The following is a 20060-nucleotide window of genomic DNA, read 5'->3' on the forward strand; positions in this document are numbered from 1 at the left end:
GCCGGCATGCAACTTTCGGCCGCGACAGCTGACACAAGGCGGACATTGCGCGGTCACCGCAAGAACACCAGAACACGGCCGCGCACGCGGGGATCTCATGCTGCAACTATCCGGACTGATAAAGACCCTTCCCGGTGCGCCACCACGCGTGCTCTTCGATGCGCTCGAACTGCAGGTCGCCGGCGGCGAATGTGTCGCCATCGTCGGCGAGTCGGGCGTGGGCAAATCCACCCTGCTCAACTGCATCGCTGGCCTTGAGCCTTTCGACGGCGGCGAGATCCGGGTGGCCGGGACGGAACTTGCGCGGCTCGATGACGACGGCCTCGCGCGCCTGCGCCGCAGACACTTCGGCTTCGTTTTCCAGGCCTTCCACATCCTGCCGCATCTGAGTCTGGCGCAGAACGTGGCCTTGCCCTTGTGGTTGCTGCAGCAGCCGGAGGCTGAGGCCGACCGGCGTGCGCGCGAGATGCTCGGCCGCGTGGGGCTTGGGAGGCGAGCAGACGACTCGCCCCACCTGCTGTCGGGTGGCGAGTTGCAGCGCGTGGCGATCGCACGTGCGCTGGTGCACCAGCCTGCGGTGGTGCTTGCCGACGAGCCTACCGGCAACCTCGACCCCGGGCGTGCGATGGAGGTGCTCGACCTGCTCCTCGAGCAGCTCCGCGCCCGCAGCGCAGCGGGCATCCTGGTGACCCATTCGCGGGCGGCCGCGGCACGGGCAGACCGCGTCATGGAACTCGCGGATGGCCGCCTGCATGCGGTGCGCCACGGATCATGAACACCCGGCTGCGTCATCTCTTTCTCGCCAGCCTGCTGCGCAGACGGCTCGCCACCGCGCTATCTCTGGTCGCGATCGCACTCGGGGTCGCGCTTGGGCTGGCGGTGCAGCTGATCCATGGAGCCGCGCTCGACGAGTTCGGCCGCGGCGTGCGCCTGCTGGCCGGCGAGGCAGACCTGCAGGTCGTGGGTGCGCGCGAGGGCTTCGACGAGTCACTTTACCCTCTGCTGGCGATGCGGCCCGAGGTCGCTGCCGCCAGCCCGGTGCTCGAGATCGAGGCCCGCCTGCCCGGGCGAGACGACAGCCTGCGCATCCTCGGCCTGGACCTGTTCCGGGTGATGCAGGTGCAGCCCGGGCTGATGCCTCGCGTCGTCGCAACGGCGGGGCGCGACGTCGATGACGCCGGGGGCGATGGTCGCCTTGCTGCGCTGCAACCGTCGAACCTGTTCCTGAGTGCAGATGCGCGTGCGCTCCTGCAGCAGCCGCTGCGCGTTGGCGGGCGTCAGCAGGCAGCCGGGGGCAACGGCCGGGCTGAGGCCGAGTTGCAACCGCCCGCGATTCAGGATGGCTGGTTGCTCGCGCAGTCGGGGCTGCGCAGCCTGCGACTGCGGGTGGCCGGCGAGGTGCCGGGGGCGAGTGGATTGGTCGGCGTCATGGACATCGCAGGGGTACAACAGCACTTCGAGCGCTTGGGTCAGCTCAGCCGCATCGATCTCAAGCTCGCCGATGGGGTCGCGGTCGACACTGCCATGCGCGCGCTCGCACCGCTGTTGCCGGCGGGGGTGGCGCTGCGTGTGCCGGAGGCGGCGGCGAGCGAGGCGGGCACGCTGTCGCGCGCCTACCGGGTAAACCTCACGATGCTGGCTGCGATCGCCTTGCTGACAGGTGGCTTCCTCGTTTTCTCAACCCAGTTGCTGGCGGTGGCACGGCGGCGACGCGAGTTCGCGCTGCTGCGGGCGCTCGGCCTGGAGCGGCGTGCGCTGATGCACGGGCTGCTCGCCGAGGGCGCACTGGTCGGCCTCGTCGGCGGCCTGCTCGGGGTCGTGCTGGGTCATGCGCTGGCGGGGGGCGCCTTTCGCCTGGTGGGTGGCGACCTGGGTGCGGGCTTCTTCCGCGGACTCGCACCGAGTCTGCAGGTCGATCCTGTACTGAGCCTGGCTTACCTGCTGCTTGGCGTCGCCGCCGGTGTCCTCGGTACCTGGGTGCCCGCGCATGAAGCGGCGCGTGTGGCCCCCGCCCGCGCCCTGCGCGCAGGTGAGGCCGAACGTGCAGGCCTGCCCCAGGCGAAGGTCGACGGACGGCTTGCAGGCGGGCTGCTGGGCCTTGCAGCGCTCGCCTGCCTACTGCCGCCCCAGGGCGGGATCCCGGTCGGCGGCTATGCGGCCGTCGCGCTGGTGCTGGCTGCAGCTGTGCTCGCCCTGCCGGCGCTGGCGCGCTCAGTGCTGCCATTGCTGGAACACGGACGCAGCGTGCTGTGGCGACTTGCCCACGCGCGCCTGAGCGCAACGCCTGCACAGGCCGTGGTCGCAGGGGCCGGCGTGATCGCGAGCGTCGCACTGGCGGTGTCGATGGCGATCATGGTGAGTTCTTTCCGCGTGTCGGTGGACGAATGGCTCGGCCAGGTTCTTCCTGCCGATCTCTATGTGAGGGCGTCATCATCCGCCGCCAGTGGCTACCTCGACCCAAGCGCGCTCGCCACCATTGCCGCGGTCGAGGGCGTGGCTGCGGTGGATACCACCCGCCTGGTCAATCTGCGCCTGTCCGATACCGAACCCTTGTTCAGCCTGTTGGCACGCCCGGTAAATGCAGACGGGCAGGGAGAGTGGGGCTTGCCACTGGTTGCAGGAAGCCTTGTTGCGCCTGCCGGCGCGACGCTTCCTGCGACCTGGGTGTCGGAGGCCGCAGCCGATCGTCACCGACTGGTGCCGGGCAGCGTGTTCGAGCTGCCGATCGGCGGCCACATGCAGGGCTTCGTGGTCGCCGGCATCTGGCGCGACTACGCCCGCCAGCATGGCGCAGCCCTCATCGACAGTCGCGACTACGTTGCGCTGACCGGCGACACGCGCATCAACGATGTGGCGATCCGGGTCGCAGCCGGTGTCGATCCGCACAGCGTGTCCGAGACGCTGCGTCAGCGCTTCGGCCCCGAGCACATCACGGTCGCGCTGCCGGGCGAGATCCGCGCGCTCAGCCTGGAGATTTTCGATCGCACCTTCCTGATCACCTACCTCATGGAGGCGGTGGCCATCCTGATCGGCTTGTTCGGCATTGCCACCACCTTCGCCGCGCTGGCGACCACGCGCCAGGGCGAATTCGGCATGCTGCGCCATCTCGGCCTGACCCGCGGCGAGATCGGCCGGCTGATTGCGCTTGAGGGTGCGCTAACAGCAGGGCTCGGAGTGCTCGCGGGTCTGCTCGCGGGCGGCGCGATCGCCTGGGTGCTGATCGAGATCATCAACCGCCAGAGTTTTCACTGGAGCATGGATCTTGCCGTGCCGTGGCTGGCGCTTGGCGTGTTCGCTACCAGCCTGGTGGTACTGGCAGGCGGGGTTGCCCGGCTGGCGGGCCGGCACGCGATGCAGCGCTCGGCCGTTCAGGCGGTGAAGGCGGACTGGTAAGCAAGGCCCCGAATGACATGGCAGACAAGCTGACGGAGTTTGGATGAGGAACAAGCGGCTACCCCCAATTGCTGCGGATCGGCGGCACTTTCTGCTGCGCCCGGTCGTCGGCAGCTTGCTTGCACTGGCCTTGCCGGGCGTGCCTTTGCTTGCACGTGCAGGCGGGCATGCGGCCAGTGCAGAGGCCTCGGCCTACCCTCCGGTGGTGGAGGGTGCGCTGTTGCAGTTTCCGCAGGACTTTGGTGCTCATCCGCAGTTTCGCACCGAGTGGTGGTATGTCACCGGCTGGTTGCGCGAAGCGGGCGGCGGGACAGGCAGGCACTGGCAGGGCGCCGGAGAGGGAGGGGCCGAAGTAAGGGCTGGAGGCTATGGTTTCCAGCTCACCTTTTTCCGCGTACGTACGCGTATCGGCGAGGACAATCCGAGCCGCTTTGCCCCGCGTCAGCTGATCCTTGCCCATGCCGCCATCGCGGACCCGTCCATTGGCAGGTTGCGCCACGCCGAGCGTTCGGCGCGCGCCTATCCGGGGCTGGTCGAGGCGGGCGAGGGGCGTACGTCCGTGCGGGTGGATGACTGGTTCCTGGAAGGCGGCGATACGGTGCTGGGGCCTTATCGGACGAACATCGAGACTGATGAATTTGGCTTCGAACTGGTGTTCGAGCCGGGTCGTGCGCCTGTCCTCAACGGCAAGCAGGGCTTCAGCCAGAAGGCGCCGGATCCACTCAATGCCAGCTATTACTACAGCCGACCACAGATGATGGTGGGCGGGCGCATGCGTATCGGTGGCAAGGTGCGCGAGGTTGAGGGCCATGCCTGGCTCGATCACGAGTGGTCTAGCGAGATCCTGCCCGAAGGCGCGCGCGGCTGGGACTGGGTCGGTATCAATCTGTATGGCGGCGGCGGACTGATGGCCTTTCAGATGCGCGATGGCGAGGGCAGGGCGCTCTGGCATGCAGGCACGCTGAGCGAAGAGGACGGTGCCTCACGCATCCATGGCCCCGACGAGCTGCGTTTTACCCCGCTGCGCCACTGGCAATCACCGCGTACCGGCATCCGCTACCCGGTGGAGTGGGAGATCGAGCTCGCCGGGCGCCGCCTGCGCCTGCGACCGTTGATCGATGACCAGGAACTGGACAGCCGCGCGTCGACCGGGGCGATCTACTGGGAGGGCGCGGTTCGCCTGTTCGAACTTGGTGCGGCAGACGAGGCGCGTGCGATCGGTGAAGGCTATCTCGAGATGACGGGCTACGCCGAACGCCTCGCGATGTAACTCGAGGCGCCACGGGAACAGCCGCTGGAGCGACGCAATCATGTCTCTTGGCGCCCCGGGCCCCACCTCGAAAGACCCGCCAGGGCCCGACCACGGTGCCGCAGGTGCCAGCTGCCACATCCGGACTGTGCCCGGCCGCTTCCCGATGCCATAATCCAGCCTTTGCAATCAGGACGGGAGCTGTATCTTGATCCTTGTCACGGGCGGCGCCGGCTTCATCGGCGCAAATTTCGTGCTCGACTGGCTTGCTGGCGGCGATGAGGCCGTGCTCAACCTCGATGCGCTCACCTATGCGGGCAATCTCGAGACCTTGGCCAGTCTGGAGCGCAACGCGGCGCACCGCTTCATCCACGGCGACATCTGCGATCGTGCACTGGTCGATGGCCTGCTGGCCGAGCACAGGCCGCGCGCGATCATCCACTTCGCTGCCGAGAGCCATGTCGACCGGTCCATCCACGGGCCGGGCACCTTTGTGCGTACCAACGTCGAAGGCACGTTCACACTGCTCGAAGCCGCGCGCACGTATTGGTCCGGACTGCCGGCCGGCGATCGCGAGGCGTTTCGCTTCCTCCACGTCAGCACCGACGAGGTCTATGGCTCGCTCGGGCCACAGGATCCGCCGTTTGCCGAAACCAAGACTTACGAGCCCAACAGCCCGTATTCGGCGAGCAAGGCGGCGAGCGACCATCTCGTGCGCGCCTGGCACCACACCTATGGCTTGCCGGTGCTGACCACGAACTGTTCGAACAATTACGGCCCCTACCAGTTTCCGGAAAAGCTCATTCCGCTCATGATCGTCAACGCGCTCGCAGGCAAGCCGCTGCCGGTGTACGGCGATGGACTCAATGTGCGTGACTGGCTCTACGTCGGTGACCATTGCAGCGCGATCCGTGAGGTGCTGGCGCGCGGACGCACTGGCGAGACCTACAACATCGGTGGCTGGAACGAGATCGCCAACATCGACATCGTGCGCACCTTGTGCCGTCTGCTCGACGAGATGCGTCCCGACCCGGCCGGGCCGCATGAGCGCCTGATCAGCTATGTCAAGGATCGCCCCGGCCACGACCGCCGTTACGCCATCGATGCGCGCAAGATCGAGCGCGAACTGGGCTGGAAGCCGGCGGAGACCTTCGAAACCGGTATCCGCAAGACAGTGCGCTGGTATCTCGACAACCCCGGCTGGATAGCCAATGTGCAGAGCGGCGCTTACCGCGACTGGGTGGCGACCCAGTATGGCGGCAGTGACGCAGGGCAGGGCGCATGAGGGTACTGCTGCTGGGCCGCAACGGCCAGGTGGGCTGGGAGTTGCAGCGCGCACTCGCGCCGCTCGGCGAGCTGGTCGCGCTCGATCGCCATGCAGACGCAGGCCTGTGCGGAGACCTCTCTCGCCCGGACGAACTGGCCAGCACCGTAGGCCGTGTGGCACCCACGGTGATCGTCAATGCCGCAGCCTACACCGCGGTGGACAAGGCGGAGACCGAGGCCGCCCAGGCCCGTCTCATCAACGCCGAGGCGGTGGGGGCACTCGCCGGTGCAGCCCGTGATGCGGGCGCCCTGCTGGTGCATTACTCAACCGACTATGTCTTCGACGGCAGTGGCGAGCGGGCGAGGACGGAGGCCGATGCAACCGGACCGCTGTCGGTGTACGGGCGTACCAAGCTTGAGGGCGAGCAGGCGATCCGCGAAAGTGCTTGCCGGCATCTGATCCTGCGGACATCCTGGGTCCATGCCGCGCGCGGCGGGAACTTTGCGCGCACCATGCTGCGGCTGGCGGCCGAACGCGAGGTGCTGAGCGTGATCGCCGATCAGTTCGGCGCCCCCACCGGCGCCGATCTCATTGCAGACGTCAGCGCCCACGCCCTGCGCGCCTGCCTGAGCCGGCCGGAGCTTGATGGCACCTACCACCTCGCCGCAGCAGGCGTGACGAGTTGGCACGGGTATGCACAGTTCGTCATTGACGAAGCGCGCAACCTCGGGCGCGCTCTCAAGGTACGCGAGATCGCCAGGATCGGTAGCGCCGACTATCCCACCGCGGCCGTGCGTCCGCTCAATTCCCGCCTCGACACCACCAAGCTGCGCCATGCCTTCGGGCTCCACCTGCCAGACTGGCGCGACGGCGTCGCGCGCATGTTGCGCGAACTGCAGACCTGACCAAGGACACTCCCGACCATGACCATCAAGAGCGTGATCCTTTCCGGCGGCTCGGGCACCCGCCTGTGGCCTGCCTCGCGTGAAAGTTACCCCAAGCAGTTGCTGCCGCTGACCGGCGAACTGTCCCTGCTGCAGGAGACCGCGGTCCGCCTGAAGGGCTTTGCTGGCGCCGAGGTCGATCCTCGGCCGCTGGTCGTTACCAACGAGGAATACCGCTTCATCATCGCCGAGCAATTGCGCCAGATCGGCGTACGAGCGCCGCAGATCGTGCTCGAGCCGGTCGGTCGCAATACGGCGCCAGCGCTCACGCTGGCGGCATTGGCTGCACTGGAGGAGGGTGATCCGGTGCTGCTGGTGATGCCAGCCGACCACGTGATCAGCGATGTCACGGCCTTCCAGCAGGCGATCGCAGAAGGCGCGCGAGCCGCCGCAGGCGGTGCGCTGGTGACCTTCGGCATCGTGCCGGACCGGCCTGAGACCGGCTACGGCTACATCCGAGCCGGGGCACCGGTTGCCGACACCGGCACGGCACGTGGCCTGGCCGAGTTCGTCGAGAAGCCGGACCGCGCCACTGCCGAGCGCTATGTCGCGAGCGGGGCCTACTTCTGGAACAGCGGCATCTTCATGATGAAGGCCTCGGTGTGGCGTCAGGCGATCGCGCGTTTCAATCCCGACATGGAAGCCGCCTGCGCGCGCGCTTTTACCGCCCGCAGCACGGATGCGGACTTCATCCGCCTTGACGCCCCCGCCTTCGAGGCCAGCCCGAGCGATTCGATCGACTACGCGGTCATGGAACGCATCGCCGAAGCGCCGGAGCTGGGGCAGGGGGTGGTCGTACCCTTATCCGCCGGCTGGTCGGACGTTGGTGCCTGGGATGCGCTATGGGCCGTCTCGAACAAGGATGCAGACGGTAACGCCGCGCGCGGCGAGGTGCTGTTCGAATCGAGCCGGAACACTCTGGTGCATGCCGGTAGCCGTTTGGTCGCCGCGATCGGCTGCGAGGACATGATCGTGGTCGAGACGCCGGATGCGGTGATGGTCGCGCACAAGGAGCGAACGCAGGACGTCAAGAAGGTCGTGGCGCGCCTGAAGGCCGAAGGCCGCAGCCTGACGCAGAGCCATCGCAAGGTGTACCGGCCCTGGGGTTGGTACGACTCGATCGATGCCGGCGAGCGTTTTCAGGTCAAGCGCATCGTCGTCAATCCCGGCGCCAAGCTCAGCCTGCAGATGCATCATCACCGCGCCGAACACTGGATCGTGGTGAAGGGTACGGCCGAGGTCACCAATGGCGACCGGACCTTCCTGCTCGGCGAGAACGAATCCACCTACATCCCGCTGGGACACACGCATCGCCTCGCCAACCCGGGCAAGCTGCCGCTGGAGATCATCGAGGTGCAATCTGGCAGCTATCTTGGCGAGGATGACATCGTGCGTTTCGAGGACAACTACGGCCGCACCGCCAGCTGACGGGACGCATGGCACGGCACCTGACGGCCGATCGGGCAGGTGCTGTGTATAATGCGCTCCGCTTCAGACGTGACACCCGCGGGGATGGCGGAATTGGTAGACGCACTGGATTTAGGTTCCAGCGCCGCAAGGCGTGAGAGTTCGAGTCTCTTTCCCCGCACCACATTGTTTTAAAAGGCTTTTTAAGTCTGGCCGCGACGTCGCCTGACCGCATTCGCGGATGCATGTGGGCAGTATTGGTGCAGTAGTGCCCAAACTGCCGAAGAGCGAGACAGCCTGCAGAGTGACTCTTTCCCCCCCTCTGCGATCATAAAACCACGATAATCTGCGTTATGTAAACTTAACGAGTTGATCACGCCATTGGAAACTTGATAACTGATACTCCACGCTTCCCGCCATAATGCAGGAGCAAGAGCACGCAATGGCCGGGAGTACGCTGTGGACGCATCGGAGCTCGATCGCATTCTCGTGCAACATCGCCGAGAGCCCTCTCAACTTCTGCAGATCCTTATCGATGTGCAGGAACAGTCGGGATGGTTGCCGCCGGACGTCATCAGCGCCATTGCGTCGGCGCTAGCCGTGCCGCGTGTGCGGGTCGAGAGCACGGCGAGCTTCTACAGTTTTCTGCACACCCAGCCTGCAGGCGAATACCGGCTGCTGTTCTCGGACAACATCACTGACCGTATGCTCGGCAACACCGGGCTGATGAGCGCACTGTGCGAGCAACTCTGGCTCGAACCAGGCCGGCTTTCCGAGGATGGATTGGTGCGCGTGGACACGACATCGTGCACCGGCATGTGCGACCAGGGTCCAGCCCTGCTCGCAAACGGCCGTGCGATCACCCGCCTGAATGTCGACCGGATCGACGAGATGGCGCACCTCGTTCGCAGCCGCGTACCCATCGGCGATTGGCCACCCGAATGGTTCGAGGTGGCGGACAACATCCAGCGTCGTGACGTCCTGCTCGATCATCGGTTGAGCCCGGGCGAAGCGCTCGCAGCGGCGCTCGACTGTGGCGCAGCCGGGCTGCTTGCCGAGATCGAGCGGTCGTCCCTGCGTGGTCGGGGGGGCGCAGGCTTCGGCAGCGACATCAAATGGCGCTCGTGCCGCGACGCCTGGGGCGACGCGCACTACGTTATCTGCAATGCCGACGAAGGCGAGCCAGGTACTTTCAAGGATCGTGTCCTGCTCAACAGCTACTTCGACCTCGTCGTCGATGGAATGTGCATCGCCGGCCTCGCGATTGGCTCGAGCAAGGGTTTCATCTACCTGCGCGGCGAGTACCGCTACCTGCTCGACCGCCTCCAGGTACGCCTGGCGCAACGCCGCGAACAAGGCCTGCTGGGGCGCAACATCATGGGCCGCGGCTTCAGCTTCGACATCGATATTCACCTTGGTGCCGGCGCCTATATCTGCGGCGAGGAGTCGGCACTCATCGAATCGCTCGAGGGCAAACCGGGTAAGCCGCGCATCCGACCGCCCTTCCCTGTCACCAACGGCTACCGGGGCCAGCCCACCACGGTGAATAACGTTGAGACGCTCGCCCTCGCAGCACTCATTGCCGTCCGTGGCGGCGAGTGGTTTCGCACGATCGGCACGCCTGCCTCCACCGGCACAAAATTGCTGTCGGTGTCGGGCGACGTCGCCCGTCCGGGGATCTACGAGTTTCCTTTCGGGGTCACCGTGGCCGACGTGCTGCAGGCTGCGGGCGCCCGCGACACCCTGGCCGTCACCAGTGCGGGCGCGGCAGGTCATTGTCTGGATGAGCACGAGTTCGGGCGCCGGATTGCCTTCGAGGACGTGGCCACAGGCGGCTCGATCATGGTGTTCGACCGCAGCCGCGACATGCTTGAGGTCGCGCGCAACTTCGCTCACTTCTTCGCCCATGAGAGCTGCGGTTTCTGCACACCGTGCCGGGTCGGCACCGCGGTGGTTGCCCGCCTGATTGATAAGCTGGCTGCCGGGCGTGGCTCGCCCTACGACCTTGAGGAGATGGCGAAGATGCACGCTCTCATGCAAGGGGCGAGCCATTGCGGACTTGGCAATACCGCGACCATCGCAGTCAACGACATGCTCTCCCGCTTCCGTTCGGTATTCGAGAGCCGGCTCCAGTCAAGCGAATACGAGCCCGCCTTCGATCTGGATGCCGCATTGTCGCGGGCGCGCCAGATGACCGGACGGGACGATCCGGGCGCTCACCTGGGCAGCAACCTTAGCGCTGTCGACACCAATCGACATCCGCCCGATTGGGGTGATGCGGCATACGCGCCCTTCCCCGCTACGCCAAGCCCTGCGAAGGATGAACAGCCATGAAGGACACCTTCCTGCTCGATGGCGAAGAAGTGGCCTTCACGCCAGGCCAGACGGTGATGCAGGCAGCAACTGCTGCTGGCAAGTACATCCCGCACCTGTGCTGGCATCCGGACTTTGCTGCGCACGGATCCTGCAAGCTGTGTACGGTGAGGATCGACGGCCGGCTGGCGACCGCCTGTACCGTGCGTGCGGCGGCGGGCCAATCAGTGGAAAGCGAGACCGAGGAACTGGCAGACAAGCGTCGTACCCTGCTGCAGTTGCTGTTCGTCGAGGGCAACCACTTCTGCCCCTCCTGCGAGAAGAGCGGCGATTGCGTGCTGCAGGCCACGGCTTACAGGCTGGGCATGCTCAGCCCCCACTTCGACCACTTCTATCCCGACCGGGCCGTCGATGCCTCGCACCCGGACGTACTCCTCGACTTCAACCGCTGCATCATGTGCGAGCTGTGCGTGCAGGCCAGCCGCGACGTTGATGGCAAGGACGTGTTTGCCCTGTCCGGGCGCGGCACACGTTCGCATCTCATCGTCAACAGCGTCTCCGGCCAGCTGGCGGAAACGCGCTTTGCCGCCAGCGATCGTGCGGCCACGATCTGTCCGGTGGGCGTGATCCTGCGCAAGCGCGTGGGCTTCGCCGTGCCGATCGGCAAGCGCACCTATGATCGCGAACCGATCGGGGCCGTCCAGGCAGACACCGTGCACACCGACAAGGAGCCAGGGTGATGGCGGGCAAGCTCAAGGTCTCGACCGTGTCGCTGGCAGGTTGCTTCGGTTGCCACATGTCGTTGCTGGATATCGACGAACGCCTGCTGACGTTACTCGAAAGGGTGGAGTTCGACCGCTCACCGATTACCGACATCAAGCACTGCGGCCCCTGCGACATCGGACTGATCGAGGGTGGCGTGTGCAATGCCGAGAATGTGCACGTGCTGCGCGAGTTCCGCGCCAACTGCAAGGTGCTGGTCGCACTCGGCGCCTGCGCGGTCAATGGCGGCCTGCCGGCGCAGCGCAATGCGCTCGACGTCGGCGAGATCCTGCAGATGGTGTATCGCACCGGGCACGGGCTGGCGCCGGGCAGCGCCGTACCCGACGACCCCGAACTGCCACTGCCGCTGAACCAGGTGCATCCGGTGCACGAGGTGGTGCGGATCGACTACTTCCTGCCTGGCTGCCCGCCCTCGGCCGATGCGATCTGGTCATTCCTGAACGATCTCATCGAAGGTCGTGCGCCCAAGCTCGGCCACGGCCTGCTGCAGTACGACTGAGACGGTACATAGGCACCATGCGCTCAACACGGATATGCCACAAAGGACAGACGCCATGAGCTTGGATCTCGAAACCGCAACCGTTGCACGCGACAGACTACGCCGCGTCGCCATCGACCCGGTCACGCGCGTGGAGGGCCACGGCAAGGTCACCATCCTGCTCGACGAGGACAACAAGGTGCATCAGGTGCGCCTGCACATCGTCGAGTTCCGCGGCTTCGAGCGCTTCATCCAGGGCCGACCTTACTGGGAAGTGCCGGTGATGGTGCAGCGTCTGTGCGGTATCTGCCCGGTGTCCCATCACCTCGCGGCGTGCAAGGCGCTCGACCTGATCGTCGGCGCCACGACCCTGACACCGACGGCCGACAGAATGCGCCGGCTCATGCACTATGGCCAGATCCTGCAGTCGCATGCGCTTCACTTCTTCCATCTGTCCTCGCCCGACCTGCTGTTCGGCTTCGAGTCCGAGCCCGGTCGCCGCAACATCGTGGGCGTGGCGGAGCAGTTTCCCGACATTGCCCGCAAGGGCATCCTGCTGCGCAAATACGGACAGGAGGTGATCCGGCTCACCGCAGGCAAGCGCGTCCATGGCACCGGTGCTGTGCCAGGTGGCGTCAATCGCTCGCTGAGCAGTGCCGAGCGCCAGTTGCTGCTCAGGGACGCCTACCAGATGATCGCCTGGAGCCGGGAGGCGGTCGAGATCGTCCGCCGCATCCATGAACAGGACCCCACGCTCTACGACAGTTTCGGCAGCTTCGAGTCGAATTTCATGGGCATGGTCGCCCCCGACGGCAGCCTCGACCTCTACGACGGTGCGCTGCGTGCTCGTGACGCAGACGGGCGCATCCTCTTCGACCAGGTCGACTATCAGAGCTACGACAGCCTGATCATGGAAGAGATCAAACCCTGGACCTACATGAAGTTCCCCTACCTCGCCGCACTCGGCCCCGAGCGCGGCTGGTACCGGGTCGGACCGCTGGCGCGAGTGCAGAACAGCGACAGCATCCCCACGCCGTTTGCCGACCATGAGCGGCGGACGCTGCTTGCCTACGCCGGCGAGCGCCCGATGCACGCCACGCTGGGCTATCACTGGGCGCGCATGATCGAGATGCTGTTTGCCGCGGAGACGATCAAGGATCTCCTCCACGACGACGATATCGAGGGTGACGAGCTGATGGTGACCGGGTCCCGCCGGCGCGAGGGCGTCGGTGTCATCGAGGCGCCGCGCGGCACCCTGTTCCACCACTACCAGGTCGGAGACGACGACCTCGTCACCATGGCCAACCTCATTGTGTCGACCACCAACAACAATCAGGCGATGAATGCCGCGGTGCGCGAGGTGGCCAGGCGCTACCTGGACGGCCGCGAACTCACCGAAGGGCTGCTCAATCACATCGAGGTTGCCATTCGCGCTTACGACCCCTGCCTGTCGTGCGCGACCCACGCCCTGGGCAAGATGCCGCTCGAGGTACGTCTGGTCGACGCCGCGGGTGAGGAGCTCGACCGCCGCTGCCGTCAGTGAGCCCGGGCACAGCGCATGCTGGCATGAGCATACGGACGCCACCGCCGATTCTCGTGTTCGGCTGGGGCAACCCCAGCCGCGGTGACGACGCACTCGGCCCCCTTTTCATCGACGCCCTCGCCGGTCGCGCGCTGCCCGGTGTCGAGTGCCTGACCGACTTCCAGCTCCAGGTCGAACATGCACTCGACCTGCGCGACCGGCAGCGCGTGCTCTTCGTCGATGCTTCGGTCGACGCCGGGCACCCTTTCGAGGTCAGCACAGTCCTGCCGGCGCGCGACACCAGCTTCACCACGCATGCGGTGTCGCCGCAGGTGGTGCTGAGTGTGTTCGAGGACCTGGAGCGATGCCCGCCGCCCCCTTCAACGCTCCTCGCCATCCGCGGTGAGCAGTGGGCGCTGGGTACCGAGCCGTCGCCGCAGGCAATGGCCCGGCTCGCAGCGGCCCTGGACTGGGCGCTGGCGTGGTGCACAACCGGCCCGCCGGCGCCCGGAGCCGGCTGAGCGCGGCCTCACTCGAGTTCGCGCAAGGCCTCCAGCGCCTCGTCGACGCGCTCCACGGCGATCACCCGCAATCCGTCGATGGCCTGCTTGGGCGCATTCGCGCGCGGCACGATGGCGGCGTCGAAGCCGAGTTTGGCTGCTTCCTTCAGGCGCTCCTGGCCGCGCGGCGCGGGGCGAATCTCACCGGCAAGGCCGACCTCGCCGAACACGGCCAGGCCACGACGCAAGGGGCGATCGCGCAGCGAGGACACGATCGCGAACAGGATCGCCAGATCGGCAGCCGGCTCGGTGATCTTCACCCCGCCCACCGCATTCACGAACACGTCCTGGTCGAAGCACACAATGCCGGCGTGGCGATGCATCACCGCCAGCAGCATGGCCAGCCGCGTCTGCTCGAGGCCGACCGAAAGCCGGCGCGGGTTGGGGCTCTGCGACGCATCGACAAGCGCCTGCACCTCGACCAGCAGCGGACGCGTTCCCTCCTGGGTGATCAGCACGCAGCTGCCCGGCACCTGCTGGGAGTGCTGCGACAGGAAGATCGCAGACGGGTTGGACACGCCGCGCAGCCCACGCTCGGTCATCGCGAACACGCCGAGCTCATTGACCGCACCGAAGCGGTTCTTGAAAGCACGGATGAGACGGAAGCTCGAATGCGTGTCGCCCTCGAAGTACAGCACGGTATCGACGATGTGTTCGAGCACCCGCGGACCGGCGAGCGCCCCGTCCTTGGTGACATGGCCGACGAGGATCAGGCAGGTGCCGCTCTGCTTGGCAAAGCGCGTGAGCTGGGCCGCGCATTCGCGCACCTGCGCCACCGAACCCGGGGCCGACTGCAGGGTTTCGGAATAGACGGTCTGGATCGAGTCGATGACCGCCACCCGCGGCCTCGCCTCGCGCAGCGTGTGCAGGATGCGCTCAAGGTTGATCTCGGCCAGCATCTGCAAGGGCGTCGCAGGCAGCTGCAGGCGCTGTGCCCGCAGGGCGACCTGCTCGCCCGACTCCTCGCCGCTCACATAGACTGCGGTCGTGCGCCCATCGTCTGCGCCCGCGCCTGCCCCCTGCTGCAGCGTCGCAAGGTTGGACAGGGCCTGCAACAGCAGCGTCGACTTGCCGATCCCCGGATCGCCACCGATCAGCACGACACCGCCGCTCACCAGTCCGCCGCCGAGCACACGGTCGAATTCGTCCAGTCCGGTTGGTTGGCGGGGTTCCTCCTTGGGCTGCAGCGCAGACAGGGGGCGCAGTCGTGCGGTATCGCCGGCCAGGGCCGCAAAGCGGTTGCCGGCCGACGACGTTGTCGGCTCAAGGACAGTTTCGACCAGCGTGTTCCAGGCCTGACACTGCGGGCACTGACCCTGCCAGCGCACCGCCTGAGCACCGCACTCGGTGCACACGAACGCAGTCTTCGCGCGTGCCATCAGTCAGCTACGGTGCGGGCAGTCGGAAAATGGCCGTCTGACATCGGGTCAGGCCGCGCTGTCGCGATCGGCCATCCGCGCGAATTCCTCGCAGGCAAAGTCGGCAAAGGCGGTGATCAGTCGCGAGCGGAACTTGTCACGGGGCAGGATGACTTCGAGCGGGGTGTAGATCCTCGGCTCGAGCGCAATCGCAACCAGACGGCCATCCTCCAGGTCTCGCTGGATCGCGCGTTTGGACGCGATGGCAAAGCCCAGCCCCGCAGCGGCAAGGTGCTTGATCGTCGCCAGACTGCCGATCTCGGCGCACAGGGTGATCTCGCTACCGGCAATGCCGGCAGCCTCGAAGAACTCGTCGGCAATCTGACGGATGCCGTTACCCGGGTCACGATCAATGAAGGGGTGGCCGACCAGGTCCTTCGCACGCAGACTCTTGAACGCCGCAAGCGGGTTGTCGGGACTGCAGATCACGAACAGCTCGTCGCGTGCCGCACTGCGGCGCTCAATGGCGTGTTGCTCGGTAACGATCTCGATGAGGCCAATGTCCAGATCACGCGCAGCAACGGCATCTTCGGTCAGTTTCGAGTTGCCGACCACCACACGCGGCAACACGCGTGGGTAGCGGCGCTTGAAGCCTTCAAGGATGTGCGGTAGCCAGTAAGCGGCGATCGTTGTGCTGGTGCCGATCTTGATCTGGCCCGCAAGCTCGTCGGTAAGCTCGGACACGCGCGAGTCCAGCTCGGCGGAGAGTCCGAGAATCCGCTCGGCGTAGGCCAGTACAAGTTCGCCCGCAGGTGTCAGGGAGATCTTGCCATGCCCGCGATCGAGCAACCGGGTGTCGAAGTGCTCTTCCAGCTGCTTGATCTGGAAGGTGACGGCTGGCTGCGTCATGTGAAGGTGTTCTGCCGCGCGCGTGAACGAGCCGTGCTTCGCTACCGCGTGGAAAACCTGAAGTCTGCGATCTGCCATGATCCGGATAAGGATGGTTTATCAACTCGAATTAAAGCACAAATGCAGGCGTTCGGCGATCCCACATACGCCGGGGTTTGGTGCCAAAGCTGGCGCTGATTTCGGGCATTGATCGGCGTCATCACCATGCACACGCCTTCGTGATATAAACCGCGCTCCTGCTACCGTGAGCCTGCTACCGCACGATGCCGCTCGGCTTCTACATCATCATGGCTGCGCAGTTCTTCTCTGCGCTCGCCGACAATGCCTTGCTCATCATCTCGATCGCAATGCTCCGGGACATGGCCGCACCGTCCGAGTTCGAGCCGCTGCTCAAGCTGTTCTTCACCCTGTCCTACGTCGGCCTGGCCGCATTCGTCGGCGCCTTCGCCGACTCGATGCCCAAGTGGCGGGTGATGCTGATCAGCAACACGATCAAGATCGGCGGCTGCCTGATGCTGTTTCTGGGCAGCCACCCGCTGCTGGCCTACGCCGTGATAGGACTAGGTGCGGCCGCTTACTCGCCCGCCAAGTACGGCATCCTCACCGAGTACCTCCCTCACCGCCTGCTGGTGGTCGCCAACGGATGGATCGAGGGGCTCACGGTGGGGGCAATCATCATCGGTACCGTGATGGGCGGCATCATGATCCGCGACGACGTCTCTGCGGCACTGATGGGCCTGGGGCTGCCCTTTGCCGACAACGCCTTCGAGGCGGCAGTGTTCGTCGTCGGCTCGCTCTATCTCGCCGCGGCCGTGTTCAACATGTTCATCCCCGACACCGGTGTCGACCACAAGCCGCTCAAGAACAACCCGATCTACCTGTTTCATGATTTCAACCACTGTCTGCGCCTGCTGTGGCGCGACAAGCTCGGTCAGATCTCGCTCGCCGTCACCACGCTGTTCTGGGGCGCCGGGGCAACCTTGCAGTTCATCGTCATCAAGTGGGCCGAACACAACCTGGGTATGAGCCTCTCCGAAGCCTCCATGCTGCAGGGCGTGGTGGCGCTCGGAATCGCCGCCGGCTCGATCCTTGCCGCGCGCTACATCTCACTGCGTCAGTCCGTGAGGGTGATCCCGCTTGGCATCGCGATGGGGATCGTTGTCACCTTGATGATCGGCGTGACAGAGGCGTGGATCGCGATGGCGCTCATGGTGGTCGTGGGCGGACTCGCCGGCTTCTTCGTGGTGCCGATGAATGCACTGCTGCAGCACCGCGGCCATATTCTGATGGGCGCTGGCCACTCAATCGCAGTGCAGAACTTCAACGAGAACCTGTCGATCCTCGTCATGACCGGCACCTATGCCTTGCTGATCATGTTCGGGCTGTCGATCAACACCGTGATCGCGCTCTTCGGCATCTTCGTCGCCGGCACAATGCTCGTCGTCAAACGCCGCCACGAGGCAAACCAGCGCGAATTCGACAATGTCGCCCTGCTCGAGGACCGCACGCACTGAGCAGCACCCCAAGCATGCTCAGTCCGACGCGCAGGCGCCGGCCATCAAGCGACGGCCAAAGCACAGATCCTCCCAGGCTTTGGCCTTGTCCTGCGGATTGCGCAGCAGATAAGCCGGATGATAAGTCACTATCACTGGCACGCCATTGCGCTCGAAACGCCTGCCGCGTGCGGCAGAGATTGCGATCTCACGATTCAGCAACGCTTGTGCGGCGGGACGGCCGAGCGCAATCAGCAGCCGCGGCCTGACCAACTCGATCTGGCGCTGCAGATAGGGCAGACAGGCGTCCAACTCGACCCCCTGAGGCGTGCGGTTGTGCGGCGGCCGGCACTTGACCGCATTGGCAATGAAAACGTCCTGGCTCCTGTCCAGGCCGATGGCGCCCAACATGTTGTCGAGCAGGCGGCCCGCCGGACCAACGAAAGGTTCGCCTCGAAGATCCTCCTCGCTGCCCGGCCCTTCGCCGACGAACATCCAGCGTGCATTGCGGTCACCAACACCAGGTACGGCCTGCCTGCGCTGCTCGCAAAGACCACAAGCGCGGCAGGCGCGCATGTCTTCCTCGAGGGCGTCCCACTGAAGGCTGGCAATCCGCTGGGCGCGCACGCTGCTGATCGCGTCATCGGCGGACGGCGGCGCGACATCTTCGCGTAGAGGCTTGGCAGGCGGCTCGACGCGCGCGCGCCCCCGTATGTCGGGCCGCGACGGCGCACGCTCGTCCCGCGGCAGCAGAGGTGACGACTCAACGGCCTGGGCTGCCACGCCTATGTCGTCCTGGGCCTCATCGGCAGTCCTGCGCAACCGCCAGACCGGCCCAAGGCCCATTTCCCTCAGCAACGCATCACGGCGGGATGTTTGCGTACCCGCGATCATAGGTCCCGCCTCATCACGATCGCATCCTCGCGCCCATCGACTGCCGGATAGTAGCCACGACGACGGCCAATCTCACTGAAACCCGAGCGCTCATAAAGTGCCAGGGCAATCGCGTTCGAAACGCGCACCTCGAGAAAGAACGCGACTGCGCCCTGATCACGGGCGAAATCCGCAATCCAGTCCAGCAACTGTCGTCCATACCCCCTGCCCTGCGCCCGAAGACTCACGCCGATGTCGAGCAGGTGCGCCTCATCGAGGACGCGCAGAACAACCGCGTACGCTAACGCTTCGCCACCAGCGTGCATCACCCAGGCATCGTTGCCGGCGGCCAGCGCATCCTCGAAGTTACGGCGCGTCCAGGGGTGTGCATGAAGGCAAGCTTCCTCAGCGCACACCCAGTCGAGGTCGTTCGCCGTCATCGGCGTGATCACGCAGGCGTCCATGAATCAGGCCCGTCCACCCCGAGCGAGTCGTTCGGCCGTCGTGAACGCGACCTTGTCGCGCACATAAAGCGGCAGCGCGTACTCAGCGGCGACCAACTCCTTCCTCAACGCCATCGCAGCGCCCAGGCGAGCGACTTCGTCCGCACGCGGCACAAGGTCGGGCCTGCACCCGGTGAGTCGGCCGAGCGTACGCGCCTCGAGTTCCTCGGGCCATGCCGCAAAAGCAGACCCTGCAGCAAACCAGTCGCCCGGCGGCAGTTCGAATGCGCCAGGTGCGTCACAGCACGGACCGTTGAGGGCGACCGGCAGGCCGTCCCCGTCAAGCTCGTAAGTGGCGTGATACATCTCGCCCATGCGCGCATCGGTAGCCACCAGCACGCGGGGTGCAGGCACCTGCAAAGCCAGAGCCTGCAGACTGCACACGGCAGCAACCCCCAGGTCGGCGCCCAGTGCAATGCCCTGTGCGACACCGCAACCCAGACGCAAGCCGGTAAACGCGCCAGGGCCTGCGCCAAACGCAACCGCATCCAATTGTGTTGCTGCAAGGCCCGCCTCGGCCAACACTGCGCGTACGTCTCGCAACACCGCTTCGGAATGATTTGCGGCACCGTGAATACGGCGGCTGAGCAACGCTCCGCCCGCAAGCAAGGCGACGCTGCCATGCTCGGTGGCGGTCTCGATCGATAGGACGTTCATGGTGGCGCCATTCTACCGGCTCGGGGCGCCCCCCGACAGGCGTCGTAAAGCCCTCGCGGGCAAGGCTCAGCGTTTGCCCCGCCCGGAGACCTTGTCGTCCTGGTAGGCCCCGCGTGCCGCATCGCTGACGTGTCGGCGCAGATGCCCGCGCTCCTCTGCACTGATGCTGCGGCGCTGCGGCGTGGTGTTACTGTCCTTGCCGGAATCCTCGAGAGTCTGCCGCCAGTCTTTCGTGGCCCGCTGGACGACAGGCTTCACGGCATGCGCCTCGCCCGTGACAGCCTCGCTCACGCCCTGCGCCATTGCCTCGGCGGACGGCAGGAGCGTGGCAAGCATGCAGGCCACCACGCC

Annotated in this window: 18 protein-coding genes and 1 tRNA gene; 13 read left to right on the top strand and 6 right to left on the bottom strand. The window is 65.9% G+C overall.

The window, feature by feature from the left end; genetic code table 11:
- Nucleotides 1-97: 97 nt before the first annotated feature.
- From B447_RS05405 to B447_RS05460, 12 genes are all read left to right on the top strand, one after another.
- On the top strand, nucleotides 98-775 hold the full coding sequence (locus B447_RS05405; protein ID WP_051018765.1) for an ABC transporter ATP-binding protein: 678 nt from the start codon (nucleotides 98-100) through the stop codon (nucleotides 773-775).
- Nucleotides 772-3393, top strand: coding sequence for an FtsX-like permease family protein (locus B447_RS05410; RefSeq protein WP_002937431.1), 2622 nt, complete (start codon nucleotides 772-774; stop codon nucleotides 3391-3393). The genes B447_RS05405 and B447_RS05410 overlap by 4 nt, the downstream gene beginning before the upstream one ends.
- A gap of 43 nt (nucleotides 3394-3436) precedes the next feature.
- Nucleotides 3437-4663, top strand: a complete 1227-nt coding sequence (locus B447_RS05415; protein ID WP_002937438.1) for a lipocalin-like domain-containing protein — start codon at nucleotides 3437-3439, stop codon at nucleotides 4661-4663.
- Between the two features lie 187 nt (nucleotides 4664-4850).
- Nucleotides 4851-5927, top strand: coding sequence for a dTDP-glucose 4,6-dehydratase (gene rfbB, locus B447_RS05420; protein WP_002937446.1), 1077 nt, complete (start codon nucleotides 4851-4853; stop codon nucleotides 5925-5927).
- Nucleotides 5924-6814 carry a dTDP-4-dehydrorhamnose reductase gene (gene rfbD / locus B447_RS05425; RefSeq protein WP_002937448.1) on the top strand — a complete coding sequence of 297 codons (891 nt, stop codon included), beginning with the start codon at nucleotides 5924-5926 and terminating at the stop codon, nucleotides 6812-6814. Before rfbB ends, rfbD begins: the two co-directional genes overlap by 4 nt.
- A gap of 18 nt (nucleotides 6815-6832) precedes the next feature.
- Nucleotides 6833-8281: a mannose-1-phosphate guanylyltransferase/mannose-6-phosphate isomerase gene (locus B447_RS05430; protein ID WP_002937450.1), complete on the top strand. Its 1449-nt coding sequence runs from the start codon at nucleotides 6833-6835 to the stop codon at nucleotides 8279-8281.
- 78 nt (nucleotides 8282-8359) lie between these two features.
- A tRNA-Leu gene (locus B447_RS05435) sits at nucleotides 8360-8444 on the top strand.
- A gap of 275 nt (nucleotides 8445-8719) precedes the next feature.
- Complete coding sequence (locus tag B447_RS05440; protein ID WP_002937451.1) at nucleotides 8720-10594, top strand: NAD(P)H-dependent oxidoreductase subunit E; 1875 nt, start codon at nucleotides 8720-8722, stop codon at nucleotides 10592-10594.
- On the top strand, nucleotides 10591-11313 hold the full coding sequence (locus B447_RS05445; RefSeq protein WP_002937452.1) for a 2Fe-2S iron-sulfur cluster-binding protein: 723 nt from the start codon (nucleotides 10591-10593) through the stop codon (nucleotides 11311-11313). The genes B447_RS05440 and B447_RS05445 overlap by 4 nt, the downstream gene beginning before the upstream one ends.
- The gene (locus tag B447_RS05450; protein ID WP_002937453.1) at nucleotides 11313-11855 is read left to right on the top strand and encodes an NADH ubiquinone dehydrogenase; all 543 of its coding nucleotides are present in this window, start codon (nucleotides 11313-11315) and stop codon (nucleotides 11853-11855) included. The genes B447_RS05445 and B447_RS05450 overlap by 1 nt, the downstream gene beginning before the upstream one ends.
- Nucleotides 11856-11910: 55 nt before the next feature.
- Nucleotides 11911-13377 (top strand): Ni/Fe hydrogenase subunit alpha, encoded by a 1467-nt coding sequence (locus B447_RS05455; RefSeq protein WP_002937457.1) that lies wholly within the window; start codon nucleotides 11911-11913, stop codon nucleotides 13375-13377.
- Nucleotides 13378-13400: 23 nt separating this feature from the next.
- Nucleotides 13401-13877, top strand: a complete 477-nt coding sequence (locus B447_RS05460; protein WP_037982429.1) for a hydrogenase maturation protease — start codon at nucleotides 13401-13403, stop codon at nucleotides 13875-13877.
- Nucleotides 13878-13885: 8 nt separating this feature from the next.
- Here B447_RS05460 and radA read toward each other — a convergent pair whose 3' ends face one another.
- Together radA and B447_RS05470 are read right to left on the bottom strand one after the other, a co-directional pair.
- A complete protein-coding gene (radA, locus tag B447_RS05465; RefSeq protein ID WP_002937459.1) occupies nucleotides 13886-15295 on the bottom strand; it encodes a DNA repair protein RadA in 1410 nt (469 codons plus the stop codon).
- A 48-nt stretch (nucleotides 15296-15343) separates the two neighbouring features.
- Nucleotides 15344-16261: a LysR family transcriptional regulator gene (locus B447_RS05470; protein WP_083485757.1), complete on the bottom strand. Its 918-nt coding sequence runs from the start codon at nucleotides 16259-16261 to the stop codon at nucleotides 15344-15346.
- Between the two features lie 185 nt (nucleotides 16262-16446).
- Here B447_RS05470 and lplT point away from each other — a divergent pair, with 185 nt between their 5' ends.
- Entirely contained in the window at nucleotides 16447-17697 is a 1251-nt protein-coding gene (gene lplT / locus B447_RS05475) for a lysophospholipid transporter LplT (protein ID WP_002937460.1), read from the top strand.
- Between the two features lie 18 nt (nucleotides 17698-17715).
- On the opposite strand, the gene B447_RS05480 is transcribed toward lplT, so the two are convergent.
- From B447_RS05480 to B447_RS05495, 4 genes are all read right to left on the bottom strand, one after another.
- A complete protein-coding gene (locus B447_RS05480) occupies nucleotides 17716-18570 on the bottom strand; it encodes a uracil-DNA glycosylase (RefSeq protein ID WP_198291749.1) in 855 nt (284 codons plus the stop codon).
- Nucleotides 18567-19013, bottom strand: coding sequence for a ribosomal protein S18-alanine N-acetyltransferase (gene rimI / locus B447_RS05485; protein WP_002937463.1), 447 nt, complete (start codon nucleotides 19011-19013; stop codon nucleotides 18567-18569). The genes B447_RS05480 and rimI overlap by 4 nt, the downstream gene beginning before the upstream one ends.
- A gap of 3 nt (nucleotides 19014-19016) precedes the next feature.
- Nucleotides 19017-19709: a tRNA (adenosine(37)-N6)-threonylcarbamoyltransferase complex dimerization subunit type 1 TsaB gene (tsaB, locus tag B447_RS05490; protein ID WP_002937479.1), complete on the bottom strand. Its 693-nt coding sequence runs from the start codon at nucleotides 19707-19709 to the stop codon at nucleotides 19017-19019.
- Nucleotides 19710-19775: 66 nt separating this feature from the next.
- Nucleotides 19776-20045, bottom strand: a complete 270-nt coding sequence (locus B447_RS05495) for a hypothetical protein (protein ID WP_002929012.1) — start codon at nucleotides 20043-20045, stop codon at nucleotides 19776-19778.
- Nucleotides 20046-20060 lie beyond the last annotated feature (15 nt).

This window comes from Thauera sp. 27 (genome assembly GCF_000310125.2).
Taxonomy (GTDB): domain Bacteria; phylum Pseudomonadota; class Gammaproteobacteria; order Burkholderiales; family Rhodocyclaceae; genus Thauera; species Thauera mechernichensis.

What these genes read in the sequence shown, in the direction of transcription:
- B447_RS05405 (WP_051018765.1), top strand. Translation starts at nt 98, where the DNA reads ATGCTGCAACTATCCGGACTGATAAAGACCCTTCCCGGTGCGCCACCA.
- B447_RS05410 (WP_002937431.1), top strand. Translation starts at nt 772, where the DNA reads ATGAACACCCGGCTGCGTCATCTCTTTCTCGCCAGCCTGCTGCGCAGA.
- B447_RS05415 (WP_002937438.1), top strand. Translation starts at nt 3,437, where the DNA reads ATGAGGAACAAGCGGCTACCCCCAATTGCTGCGGATCGGCGGCACTTT.
- rfbD (WP_002937448.1), top strand. Translation starts at nt 5,924, where the DNA reads ATGAGGGTACTGCTGCTGGGCCGCAACGGCCAGGTGGGCTGGGAGTTG.
- B447_RS05430 (WP_002937450.1), top strand. Translation starts at nt 6,833, where the DNA reads ATGACCATCAAGAGCGTGATCCTTTCCGGCGGCTCGGGCACCCGCCTG.
- B447_RS05445 (WP_002937452.1), top strand. Translation starts at nt 10,591, where the DNA reads ATGAAGGACACCTTCCTGCTCGATGGCGAAGAAGTGGCCTTCACGCCA.
- B447_RS05450 (WP_002937453.1), top strand. Translation starts at nt 11,313, where the DNA reads ATGGCGGGCAAGCTCAAGGTCTCGACCGTGTCGCTGGCAGGTTGCTTC.
- B447_RS05455 (WP_002937457.1), top strand. Translation starts at nt 11,911, where the DNA reads ATGAGCTTGGATCTCGAAACCGCAACCGTTGCACGCGACAGACTACGC.
- B447_RS05460 (WP_037982429.1), top strand. Translation starts at nt 13,401, where the DNA reads ATGAGCATACGGACGCCACCGCCGATTCTCGTGTTCGGCTGGGGCAAC.
- radA (WP_002937459.1), bottom strand. Translation starts at nt 15,295, where the DNA reads ATGGCACGCGCGAAGACTGCGTTCGTGTGCACCGAGTGCGGTGCTCAG.
- B447_RS05470 (WP_083485757.1), bottom strand. Translation starts at nt 16,261, where the DNA reads ATGGCAGATCGCAGACTTCAGGTTTTCCACGCGGTAGCGAAGCACGGC.
- lplT (WP_002937460.1), top strand. Translation starts at nt 16,447, where the DNA reads ATGCCGCTCGGCTTCTACATCATCATGGCTGCGCAGTTCTTCTCTGCG.
- B447_RS05480 (WP_198291749.1), bottom strand. Translation starts at nt 18,570, where the DNA reads ATGATCGCGGGTACGCAAACATCCCGCCGTGATGCGTTGCTGAGGGAA.
- rimI (WP_002937463.1), bottom strand. Translation starts at nt 19,013, where the DNA reads ATGGACGCCTGCGTGATCACGCCGATGACGGCGAACGACCTCGACTGG.
- tsaB (WP_002937479.1), bottom strand. Translation starts at nt 19,709, where the DNA reads ATGAACGTCCTATCGATCGAGACCGCCACCGAGCATGGCAGCGTCGCC.
- B447_RS05495 (WP_002929012.1), bottom strand. Translation starts at nt 20,045, where the DNA reads ATGCTTGCCACGCTCCTGCCGTCCGCCGAGGCAATGGCGCAGGGCGTG.